Here is an 11065-nt window from a genome sequence, read left to right as displayed (position 1 = left end):
TCACCCTGAAATTTAGCTGATTATGGCTAATTATGCCAAAGCGGCTAGCGCCTTTTCAAAATCAGGGTCCTGAACGATTTCAGGCACTTGCTCAGAATAAATGACTTTATGACTTTCATCGAGAATGACAATGGCCCTTGAGTGCAAGTGAGCCATTGGCCCATCAGCAATGGTAACCTGATAGTCTTTGCCAAATTGGCCAGTGGCAAAATCGGAAACCGTTTCTACACTGTCGATTCCTTCTGCTCCACAGAATCTTGCCTGTGCGAAAGGTAAATCTCGAGAGATACATAGAACTTTGGTGTTTGACAGACCTGCTGCTTTTTCATTGAATGTACGAACTGAAGCTGCACAAATACCGGTGTCTATACTTGGGAATATATTTAAAATCACTCTTGAGCCTTTATAATCGGCTAGCGAGATATGTGACAAATCATTTTTTATCAGATCAAAGTCTGGTGCCTGAGAACCATTGGCAGGCAAGTTGCCAACTGTATTGATAGAATTTCCTTTTAATGTTATGGTAGCCATAGTTAGATGTTTAGTTTCTTGAGTAAATATAAGAACTGACTGCTTGCTGTGGATGTATATTTGCGAGAAGTTCAAAATTTAGGGTAGGGTAAATACAGACACTTGCCGTTTGAATGATTGAAAGGGAATTCAAATTAGAAAATAAAAAAGGATCATGAGGTTAATTTGTCTACTTGTTTTGGTGTGTGCGAATGGTTGGGCCTTCGGGCAAAAAATAAGTGGCGCAGTCATCGACCAACAAAACGACCCATTACCAGGTGCATATGTAACCAATATAAGCAAAGGTATTCATGCTCATACGGATGAAATTGGACGGTTTCATTTAGAGGCTGTGAAGTTAGGTGATACACTTTCGGTAAGCTACGTTGGATACAAAACACAGCAAGTAATAGTATCTGACTGGGACAAAAAAATTGAAATAGAATTGACTGAAAAAGTTGTAGAACTTAGCGAACTGACAGTTACCCCAGACCTGAACGCTATCCAGGCATTAACTAAGATAGACCTCAATACAGCACCAGTCACTTCATCACAACAAGTGCTAAGATCCATTCCTGGGTTGATGATTGGTCAGCATGCCGGTGGAGGCAAGGCTGAACAGATATTTTTGCGTGGTTTTGATATTGATCATGGTACAGATTTCAATATGACTGTGGATGGCATGCCGGTGAATATGGTCTCACACGCCCATGGACAAGGCTATTCAGATTTACATTTCCTTATTCCAGAATTAATCCAGGACATCAATTTTGGTAAAGGACCATATGATGGAAGTAAAGGCAATTTTACGACGGCGGGTTATGCAAATATTCGTACAAAATCCAGCCTGGATGCCAGTTCGATCCAAGTAGAAGGTGGGCAGTTCAATTCTTTTAGAACGGTTGGCTTGTTTAACCTGTTGGATGAGAAAAAACAATCGGCTTACTTGGCCACTGAATATAGTTTGTCAGATGGTCCGTTTGAAAGTTCACAGAATTTTAATCGATTCAATGTGATGGGCAAGTACAATACGCAGGTTGGCGAAGACCGTATTGGACTCCAGTTTTCTCACTTTACTAGCGGATGGACAGCATCAGGCCAAATTCCACAACGTGCGGTAGAGTCAGGTCAAATCACAAGATTTGGAGCGATTGATGATACTGAGGGTGGGAGTACCAGCCGTTCTAATTTGAAATTGGACTTCATCAAAACTATCGATGATCACTCGTTTATCTCCAATCAATTGTACTATGGAGTTTATGATTTTGAATTGTATTCAAACTTCACCTTCTTTTTAGAAGACCCCATCAATGGTGATCAGATTAGACAGAAGGAAAGTCGTCAGATTCTCATGGCCACCAGCGAGTGGAATAGAAGTTTTGATCTTGGCTCGCATGAAAGTTTTTTAAAAATCGGAGGAAGTATTAGAAATGATGAGGTGAATGATGTGGAGTTGTCGCATACTGCTAATCGAATTACTACATTGGAGCAAATCCAGCTAGGAGATATCAATGAGGCCAATTTGTCGGCTTATGCCCAATGGGATGTAGAGTTTGGTAAATGGTTGTTGAGTCCAATGGTACGATACGATTATTTTAAGTTCAACTACGATGATAGGCTGACTGGAACTCAATACTTTGAATCCCAAGGCATAGCCAGCCCAAAACTTAACGTGCTTTACAATCATTCCAAAAATCTACAGCTATATTTTAAGAGTGGTTTTGGATTTCATTCCAATGATTCGAGAGCTATTACTACTGGGCAAACAGATATTATTTTACCAAGAGCATTTGGCTACGATGTAGGGTTTATATTAAAGCCTACATCGAAGTCCTTCCTGAATCTTGCCTTTTGGTCACTTGACTTGGAGCAAGAACTGGTGTATGTAGGTGATGCAGGTATTGTAGAGCGAAGTGGACAAACTCGACGATATGGAGTAGATGTAAGTTATAGGTATCAGTTGACCCCTTGGTTGTTTTTCAACCAGGATGTGAATTACACTCATGCCCGTAGTGTGGACGATCCTGAAGGACAAAACTATGTGCCGCTTGCACCTGGTCTAACGGCTTCGGGAGGATTGGGCGTGGCGAGATCTCAGGGTTTTTATGGAGGAATTCGCTATAGATACATGGCAGATCGTCCAGCCAATGAAGACAATTCTATTGTAGCCACGGGTTATACGGTAGTGGATATGAATGTGGGTTATCAGGTGAAAAACTATACTTTCGGGGTAAACATAGAAAATCTACTCAACACAGAATGGAATGAAACCCAGTTTGCCACCGAATCTCGAATGCAAAACGAGCCCGCCTCAGTAGAAGAAATCCACTTTACTCCAGGTACACCTTTTTCTCTTAGAGCTTTTGTCAAGATAAAATTCTAATAAGCACAGTCAGAAGGGCAATTTGGACTGAGGCCAAATGCATTTTTCTCTATTAGTTATTCTGAAACTGTTATTTTAGTACACAGAATCAATTTTCTAAGTCGATGGATCAGGCGCTCAAAACCATGATTGATAATATGCCCGACAAGACGGGCAAGTCATTGGAAGCATGGAAAAAACTACTTAAAGCAAAGAACTTTGCTAAGCATGGGGAAGCAGTAAAGTACTTGAAAACAGAGCATGGGGTTACTCATGGGTTTGCCAATACAATTGTTACTCTTTCAAAAGAGGATAATCTATCCACTGAAGGTTTAGTGGAAGGCCAATACAAGGGCAAAGAAAATCTAGTTCCAATCTATGACGCATTGATCAAGTTCATTAAAACGCTAGGCAGCGATGTGACTATAACTCCCAAAAAAGGGAGTGTGAGTATCATTAGAAAGCGACAATTTGTTTTGATAAAACCGGCCACCAAGACTAGAATAGATCTAGGGTTTAAATTAAAAGATAAGCCAACTAATGAAAGGCTAGGTGATTCCGGACCTTTTGGTACTATGTGCACACACAGAGTGATGATTTCAGAAGTATCGGAAATTGATGATGAATTGCGTAATTGGATTCAGGAAGCCTACAGTCAATCTGTTTAAGACGATATGATTATTTAATGACATCATGAGATTTTACCTTAGTCTACTGCTTTTTTTTTATGTTCCTTTGGCAACTTTTGCTCAAAAAAACGCTGACGGTCTTTATTTGGAAGTAGAAGAGGAACAATGTTATTACAGCAAGTTGAAATTGGCCAATACCAAGACGACGGTCTGTGTTTTAGACAACCCGCTGATCGGAGCAGAGGAGTTCGTAGATGTAAGCCCAATGGAAGAAAACGAACTGCTTGGAATAAGGAAATTTTCTATCCTCATGTCTGAGGAGGGCAAGAAAAAATTAGCCATCATGTCTAAAATTTACACTGGAAAGAATTTTGCTTTTGTACTGGATGACGAAGTGGTATGTGTGATGGAAGTAAAAGGAGAAATCAAAAGTGGAAAGTTTACCGTGACAGAAAAATTTCAGAATTCCTCTCTCAAAGAGGTAAGAGAAAAACTCAAGGCCGATTATGACTTCTAGCTATACGCGCCCTTCCTGACTTTATTACTTAGAAACATCTGCCGTTCATGCCAAAAGTCCTGTCGTTCAAAGAATTGATTGGCTTATTCTCTGAAATTTGAGCCTGTTTTGTATCATCAATTCACATGAATCAAGTTAATGATACGAACAACAATTATTACGCTACTAGTATTAATCTCTTTGACCGTTCAAGCGCAAACGCGAATACAAATTGTTGGTAAGGTTGTAGAGCAGGGGAGTAATACACCAGTTGAATTTGCGACGGTGGCTATCATTAATCCTGAAACCAAGAAGCCTATTACCGGAGCCACTACCTCTTTGGAGGGAGCCTTCGCTATTAACACTACAGAAAGTCATTTTGAAATTGAAATAAGTTTTATCGGATTTGAAAAGAGAATAATTAGTGATTTTCAGATGGCTAACAATCGAGTGGATTTGGGTACTGTGGTTATTAAAAGCGATAGCAAGCAGTTGGAAGAAATAGTGGTGCAAGGTGAAAAATCTCAAACAGAGTTTAGAATTGACAAAAGAGTATTCAATGTAGGGGCTGATCTCAGTGTTGCAGGAGCTAGTGCGCTAGATGTTTTGACTAACGTACCGTCAGTAAATGTGAATATCGAAGGGCAGGTAAGTTTGCGTGGAAGTACTGGCGTACAAATTCTCATTGATGGTAAACCGTCGATTCTTACAGCCAGCAATGATGGCAATGCTTTGGGCTCCATCACTGCCGATATGATAGAAAGCGTGGAAGTAATTACCAACCCATCGGCTAAGTATGAAGCTGAAGGTACTTCCGGTATCATCAACATCGTGTTGAAAAAGGAAGAAAAAAAAGGCACGAATGGATCTGTGTCTATCAATGCAGGAGTTCCTCATAACCATAGCATTGGGTTTAGCTTGAATCATAGAACCGAAAAATTCAATCTTTTTTCTCAGTTTGGAGTGGGATATAGGGAACTGCCCAGAGATAAAACAGCCAACAATCAAGATTTGGTGACCGATACGATCATTTACTCTGAAGGGGAAGAATTCAGAAATGAAAAGTTTTATAATGTGATTTTGGGTACCGACTATCACATCAATGATCGCAATGTGATCACCTTGTCTGGTAATTATGCACTGGAGCTGGAAGACCAACCATCCAGCACGGATTTTTCGATGGTAGATGGTTCTGGAAACGTTGTATCCCAATGGAACAGATCCGAAGAAACCGAAGCCACCAATCCCAAATACCAGTTTGATTTGCAGTATAAAAGAGATTTCGAAGATCACAAGGATCACGACCTGTTGGTGTCGGCTACAGGTAGTTTTTTTGGCAAGTCTCAGTCTTCAGATTTTCTGGATGAAACTACAGGAGGCAATGAAGATCAGGATGCTGTTCAGAAAACAGAGACGACTTTTGATGAAGGTAAGTATACATTCAAACTGGATTATACCAAACCATTCTCAGATGACTTTACTCTAGAGACCGGGGGGCAGTATCTGTTAAATGATGTTGGAAATGATTATGCAGTGCGTAATCTAGAAAATGGTGTATATGTTATTGACTCTACCCAAACCAATGATTTTGAATACAACCAGGACGTTTTGGGATTGTATGGTACTATGGCCTACGAGAGGAAAAACTGGGGACTAAAACTTGGATTGAGAGTAGAGAATACCGAACTCAATACGCTCTTGGCCAACACAGGAGAAAAGAACCATCAAAATTACACCAACATATTTCCAACTGCTCACGCCTCGTACAAAGTAAAAGAAAACCTCTCTGTTCAAGGGGGGTATTCTAGACGGATCTATCGTCCCAGACTTTGGGATTTGAATCCGTTCTTCAATATTAGAAACAATTTTAACATCAGACAGGGAAATCCTGACTTGTTACCAGAATTCACTGATTCGTATGAAGTAGGGGCAGTTTACAATCAAGATGTCATTTCACTCAGTACCTCTGTGTATCATAGATATACTACAGGAGTAATTGAACGCATATCCTATTTTGAGGACAATGTAAACATCACCCGACCTGAAAACATTGGAACAAACAATGCTACTGGCTTGGAGGTGAATGTGCAATACGAACCCCTGAAATGGCTGACCTTCAATGCGGATTTCAATTATAATTACTTCGTGAGAAACGGAGAATTGGAAGGTCAAATCTTTGATTTTACAGCCGACCAATGGACTACGAAGTTGACTACCAAATTGAAGCTCCCACGTGATTTTGATATTGAGCTAGTAGGTAACTATCGAGGAGACTATGAAACCGTTCAGGGTCATGTATCCAATATGGCATTTTTGAATTTGGGAGCTAGAAAGAAAATTCTGGATGGCAAGGGAGTGATTAATATGAGTGTGAGAGATGTGTTTGCGTCAAGAATTCGGGAGAGTTTTGTTAATCAACCAGAATATAACCTCTACGATCGTTCGTTGCGTGGGCGATTCGTCACCTTAGGTTTTAGTTATGGGTTTGGCAAAGGAGAAGCTATGACCTATTCAGGAAGAAGACGGTAGGTTATTTTTGGAAGTGATGTATATTTGATACATCCACATTTGATAATTGTCTATACCATGATCCTTAACCTTGACCTGAACCCGAAGAAAGTTTTTTTATTGGATGCTTGCGGCGCTGTAGTGTCAGCTGCTATGTTGGGGGTACTTCTCACAGCATTAGAGCCAATGATTGGCATGCCTTCATCAGTCCTATATAAACTAGCCATTACTGCCTGTTTTTTTGCAGCATATTCATTTTTTTGTTTTTGGCGAACACCAGACAACTGGCGACCATTTCTAAAAGTTATCGCCCTGGCCAATTTTTGTTATTGCTTGTATACGATCTATTTGGTGGTCAATCTTTACGACCTGCTCACCCCTTTGGGTATATCCTATTTCGTTGCCGAACTAATTATCGTTTTTGCTTTGGTAGCCTATGAGTGGAAGAGAGCAAATGCACCTGGGTAATTGATCTTATCGTTTTGCTCTTGGTGTATGGAAGTTGTAAATTACTAAAGCCACAACCGTTAATTTTCTTATGAGTAAAATAGTAAGAACACCAGAAGACCGATTTGCAAATCTTATTGGTTATCCATTTGAGGCGCATTACCTAGAGGTGGAGGAGAGCCTTCGAATGCACTATTTGGACGAAGGACCAGAAGATGGCCCGCTAATCTTGCTATTGCATGGAGAACCCAGCTGGTCTTATCTCTATCGCAAAATGATTCCAGGGCTGGTTAAACATAACTTTCGATGCATTGCTCCAGATCTGATTGGTTTTGGGAAGTCTGACAAATATGTGGACAAGGAGGCTTACAGTTATCAAAAGCATCTCGATTGGTTGACTTCATTTATAGAGAAGCTAGATCTGAGGGATATTACACTTTTTTGCCAGGACTGGGGTGGTTTAACTGGATTACGTTTGATTACAGAAATGGGAGATCGCTTTGCTCGGGTAGTGGCTTCAAATACCGCATTGCCTACGGGAAACATTCCCATGCCAGATAGTTTTATGCAGTGGCGGGAATTTTCACAACATTCGCCTGAATTTGATATTGGAAAAGTACTGGATATGGGTACTGTACAGCCGCTGTTTGAAGAGGTAATTTCGGCTTACAATGCGCCCTTTCCTTCGGAAGAATATAAAGCTGGAGCAAGAATGTTCCCAACTTTGGTTCCGGTAGACGAAAATGATCCAGAAGCACTTAATAATCAAAAAGCCTGGGAATTGCTGATGCAATGGAAAAAGCCATTCCTTACCATTTTTGGCGATGAAGATCGCATTATGAAAGGAGCAGATCAAGTTTTTCAAAAGTTGGTCCCTGGAGCCCAGGATCAAAAGCACCAAACCTTACATGCCGGCCATTTTATTCAGGAAGAAAAAGGAGAGGAACTATCTGATTTGGTTGTTCAGTTTTATAAGAGTAATGCTTAGTGCTAAAAAAACATAACTAACTATAATCATATGAAAATCGCAACTATTATCATTCGCGTGCTTCTAGGCCTTTTGTTCGTGTTTGCCTCGGGTACGTACTTTCTTGAACTTGTGCCTGAGCCGGAATTGACCGGTGACATGAAAATTTTTAACGAGGGGCTCATAGCAGCTGGGTATCTGATGCCATTAGTAAAAACACTTGAATTGATCTGCGGCTTGGCTTTTCTTACCGGTCGGTTCGTGCCTTTGGCTACGGTGGTTATTTTTCCCATTTCAGTCAATATACTAGGTGTGCATACTTTTTTGGCGCCAGAAGGGCTGGCTATAGCCTTGTTTGTGATGCTGGCTAATCTGTTTTTGGCCTATCAAAATTGGTCGCATTATAAGGGGCTATTAGAAAGGAAATAGATGGGTTAATGACTAAATTACCGATACTCGGTATCAGCTATAGTTATTAACACTTAAAGTCTATGAATAAGCACAAACTTTCTACTATCGTATTTGTTGTTAATGGGATTTTGTTCTTCCTCGGAGGAGCAGGATTATTAGGAGAGGGCAAAGTAATTTTTGGAGCCATTCAGATCGTTGCAGGTGCATGCAATATCGCGATACTTATTGGGACTAGAAAAAGTCATAGACGCCACATTATTAACCTTTTGATACTACTCATGAATGTGGTAGTAGCTGGTTCCATTTCTTGGGATTATACGCTAGCTGGTAAGCAGTACATTCAATACGCCTGGCTTGTGGCGGCTTTGATGTCCTTGGCTGCCTTTGCCATTCAATTGCGCAAAGGAAATACAGCTGAATGAGCAAAATATCGCATTGAATAGGATTGTATCAACTTGAACAGACTTGACTAGCTGACTTTTTATCATAGGTTGTAATTTGTGGCAACCAAAATAAAAAGTCATGAAAAAGTTAGTCCTGTCACTACTCGTCACTGCATTAGTTTTCACTCAATTATTCTCTCAGGAAATTATACCTATTGATACCAATAACTGGGAATTCCAAGGTCGTGGATATGTCATTGAAGAGTTTAAGGGAAAAAAATCTGCCTACCTCATTGGTGCCATGATACTCAAGGATACTCAATTTTTGAATGGTACGATTGAATATGATATCTTCTTGAAAGAGGAAAGGTGTTATCCAGGAGTCTATTTTCGAAGTGATGGGGTCAATGGTGAGCAGTTCTTTATGAGACTCCATCTTTCTGGCCTGGAAGATGCAACTCAAGCCGCTCCACTGGTCAATAACTTGACTCCGTGGCAATTGATGTTTGGAGAGCGATATTCTTTTGCTCACACTTTTAATTATGAGGGCTGGACCCATGTAAAGGTGGTGGTCAATGGTAAACAAGCTCAGGTATACCTGGACTATGCAGAGGAGCCTAACCTTTCTTGGGAGTTGACTATGCCGGTGAAGCCAGGAAGCATTATCCTTAGAGGAGGTCGAGTAACGGGACTCCATATTGCCAATGTCAAAGTAGATCCGAATGCCACTGAAATCAAAGATTTCAATCCGATACCAAGAAAACCCATAGAAGGCTTGATTCCTCAATGGGAAATCTCAGATATGTTTGAAGAAAAATCACTGGAAGATCTATCCAAGTTGTCTGAAGTGATAGAAGGGAGGAAATGGGGAAGGTCTGTAGAAGTAGAAGAAGGCACTGCTGCCAATATTTCCAGAGTTCAAAATCTATATAATGGGGAGCCTGGAGAAACGGTATTCGCCAAGGTCACCATCCAATCGGACAGAGATCAGATCAAATTGTTTGAGTTTGGTTATAGCGATCGTGTGGTAACCATCCTCAATGGTGAACCGATCTATAAAGGCACTAACTTTTGGAGATCAAGAGACTACAGATATTTGGGAACTATCGGCTTGTTCGATGGTGTTTATCTGAATTTGAAAAAAGGAAAGAATACTTTACTCCTCGCCGTATCCGAAAGTTTTGGAGGTTGGCTCGTGACTGGTCGAATTCAGGATATGGATGGGATTAAGCTCAAATAGGGAAGGGTTACTTGCAATTGACTGCAAGCTCCTTCTTCAGGCGACTTTCGTTATCTAGGGTTTCAAAAAATGAATCCAGATAACTAGTCATACGTACCTTGGTTTTTTTATCAAGTAATGTGGCATTACTAATTAAATCGTACAACTGATTTTTCTTAGTTCGAAATTTGGTTAGAGTAGGCTGATAGATTTCAAATGGTTCACAGGGTCCTCTAAATAGCCGCTGAGTAATGTCATCGATGGGTAGAATATCTGCCGGTATCGCATAAGGAGGGTCGACCATGCCACAATAATCAAAATCGTAGGGGATAGCCAGGGGCAGGATATAGTCAGATTTTACGTTAGGCATGATGGTCTTCATATTGTGTCTGGCCAAAATAGAAAAGTCAGTGTTGCCAATCATATAATTGAAAATGGTCACCATGTGTCTGTTTTCAGCAGGAAACTGACCATAGTGGAATTTTGTTTCCTCATCGATGTGCCTTTTCAGTCGATCTGCCATGGCTTTGGTGGGCTCAATCAAGAAGGCGTACCGTTGAGACTCAATCTTTCCTCTTTTTTTACCAGTGTCATAATAATTCACTCGAATGAGACGAACACGAAAGCTCGAGTCGGTCATAATGTTGAGCATTTTGTAGACGTAATATTCAGAGAGAAGATATTGCTCATAGGTGTTGCCAGATTTGCAATTACCTACCATTTTCATTTTATCAAAGGACTTGAGAAGGTCTAGTTTAGCCTTTTTCTTAGGGAAGTTTAGTTTGAGCGGAGGGTAAGAGCAATTGGCTCGCCTGAAGTTACCTCGAGCTCTAACGCCTATTTTTCGGTGGATGGTCACCGTATCATTGTAAGCATACTCAATAACAGCTTTCTGATATTTTGAAGTATCCTTCTTATTGTTGAGCTTTTTAAAGTCAGATTTAATTTTTATTTCTAATATAGACTCCTGCCCAAACAATTGGTAATTAGCCATGTGAGACTCTATGTGATCTTTGAATACTGCATTAGACTCATATAGCTCATCAAAATCATGTTGTGCTTGGGAACTAAATGATAGGGTAAAGAATAGGGTAAGAGCTAGAATTGGCCTAATCATGACTAGAGAGAATTGT

The 11065-nt window shown here is 40.4% G+C and carries 11 protein-coding genes; 9 read left to right on the top strand and 2 right to left on the bottom strand.

Annotated features, from left to right (window positions below; all coding sequences use genetic code 11):
• Positions 1–30: 30 nt before the first annotated feature.
• Positions 31–531 (bottom strand): thiol peroxidase, encoded by a 501-nt coding sequence (gene tpx, locus ACO6S2_RS18380; RefSeq protein WP_422360022.1) that lies wholly within the window; start codon positions 529–531, stop codon positions 31–33.
• A 154-nt stretch (positions 532–685) separates the two neighbouring features.
• Here tpx and ACO6S2_RS18375 point away from each other — a divergent pair, with 154 nt between their 5' ends.
• The 9 genes from ACO6S2_RS18375 to ACO6S2_RS18335 all read left to right on the top strand — a co-directional run bounded on the left by ACO6S2_RS18375 (position 686) and on the right by ACO6S2_RS18335 (position 9953).
• A complete protein-coding gene (locus ACO6S2_RS18375; protein ID WP_422360021.1) occupies positions 686–2893 on the top strand; it encodes a TonB-dependent receptor in 2208 nt (735 codons plus the stop codon).
• Between the two features lie 104 nt (positions 2894–2997).
• On the top strand, positions 2998–3540 hold the full coding sequence (locus tag ACO6S2_RS18370) for a DUF4287 domain-containing protein (RefSeq protein ID WP_422360020.1): 543 nt from the start codon (positions 2998–3000) through the stop codon (positions 3538–3540).
• Positions 3541–3565: 25 nt separating this feature from the next.
• Complete coding sequence (locus ACO6S2_RS18365) at positions 3566–4018, top strand: SecDF P1 head subdomain-containing protein (RefSeq protein ID WP_422360019.1); 453 nt, start codon at positions 3566–3568, stop codon at positions 4016–4018.
• Positions 4019–4156: 138 nt separating this feature from the next.
• Positions 4157–6526: a TonB-dependent receptor domain-containing protein gene (locus ACO6S2_RS18360; RefSeq protein WP_422360018.1), complete on the top strand. Its 2370-nt coding sequence runs from the start codon at positions 4157–4159 to the stop codon at positions 6524–6526.
• Positions 6527–6583: 57 nt separating this feature from the next.
• Positions 6584–6973 carry a hypothetical protein gene (locus tag ACO6S2_RS18355; RefSeq protein ID WP_422360017.1) on the top strand — a complete coding sequence of 130 codons (390 nt, stop codon included), beginning with the start codon at positions 6584–6586 and terminating at the stop codon, positions 6971–6973.
• Positions 6974–7043: 70 nt separating this feature from the next.
• Entirely contained in the window at positions 7044–7940 is an 897-nt protein-coding gene (locus ACO6S2_RS18350; RefSeq protein WP_422360016.1) for a haloalkane dehalogenase, read from the top strand.
• 30 nt (positions 7941–7970) lie between these two features.
• On the top strand, positions 7971–8348 hold the full coding sequence (locus tag ACO6S2_RS18345) for a DoxX family membrane protein (RefSeq protein ID WP_422360015.1): 378 nt from the start codon (positions 7971–7973) through the stop codon (positions 8346–8348).
• 62 nt (positions 8349–8410) lie between these two features.
• Positions 8411–8752 (top strand): hypothetical protein, encoded by a 342-nt coding sequence (locus ACO6S2_RS18340; protein WP_422360014.1) that lies wholly within the window; start codon positions 8411–8413, stop codon positions 8750–8752.
• Between the two features lie 100 nt (positions 8753–8852).
• Entirely contained in the window at positions 8853–9953 is a 1101-nt protein-coding gene (locus ACO6S2_RS18335; RefSeq protein WP_422360013.1) for a hypothetical protein, read from the top strand.
• Positions 9954–9960: 7 nt separating this feature from the next.
• Here the strand turns inward: ACO6S2_RS18335 and ACO6S2_RS18330 are convergent, their stop codons facing one another.
• On the bottom strand, positions 9961–11049 hold the full coding sequence (locus tag ACO6S2_RS18330; RefSeq protein WP_422360012.1) for a hypothetical protein: 1089 nt from the start codon (positions 11047–11049) through the stop codon (positions 9961–9963).
• Positions 11050–11065 lie beyond the last annotated feature (16 nt).

Source organism: Reichenbachiella sp. (genome assembly GCF_965233835.1).
Classification (GTDB): Bacteria; Bacteroidota; Bacteroidia; order Cytophagales; family Cyclobacteriaceae; genus Reichenbachiella.
Note: the sequence above shows the minus strand (reverse complement) of the source record. Positions and strands in the feature narration are given on the sequence as shown.

Coding starts and splice junctions, on each gene's coding strand:
- tpx (WP_422360022.1), bottom strand. CDS start 531: ATGGCTACCATAACATTAAAAGGAAATTCTATCAATACAGTTGGCAAC.
- ACO6S2_RS18375 (WP_422360021.1), top strand. CDS start 686: ATGAGGTTAATTTGTCTACTTGTTTTGGTGTGTGCGAATGGTTGGGCC.
- ACO6S2_RS18370 (WP_422360020.1), top strand. CDS start 2,998: ATGGATCAGGCGCTCAAAACCATGATTGATAATATGCCCGACAAGACG.
- ACO6S2_RS18365 (WP_422360019.1), top strand. CDS start 3,566: ATGAGATTTTACCTTAGTCTACTGCTTTTTTTTTATGTTCCTTTGGCA.
- ACO6S2_RS18360 (WP_422360018.1), top strand. CDS start 4,157: ATGATACGAACAACAATTATTACGCTACTAGTATTAATCTCTTTGACC.
- ACO6S2_RS18355 (WP_422360017.1), top strand. CDS start 6,584: ATGATCCTTAACCTTGACCTGAACCCGAAGAAAGTTTTTTTATTGGAT.
- ACO6S2_RS18350 (WP_422360016.1), top strand. CDS start 7,044: ATGAGTAAAATAGTAAGAACACCAGAAGACCGATTTGCAAATCTTATT.
- ACO6S2_RS18345 (WP_422360015.1), top strand. CDS start 7,971: ATGAAAATCGCAACTATTATCATTCGCGTGCTTCTAGGCCTTTTGTTC.
- ACO6S2_RS18340 (WP_422360014.1), top strand. CDS start 8,411: ATGAATAAGCACAAACTTTCTACTATCGTATTTGTTGTTAATGGGATT.
- ACO6S2_RS18335 (WP_422360013.1), top strand. CDS start 8,853: ATGAAAAAGTTAGTCCTGTCACTACTCGTCACTGCATTAGTTTTCACT.
- ACO6S2_RS18330 (WP_422360012.1), bottom strand. CDS start 11,049: ATGATTAGGCCAATTCTAGCTCTTACCCTATTCTTTACCCTATCATTT.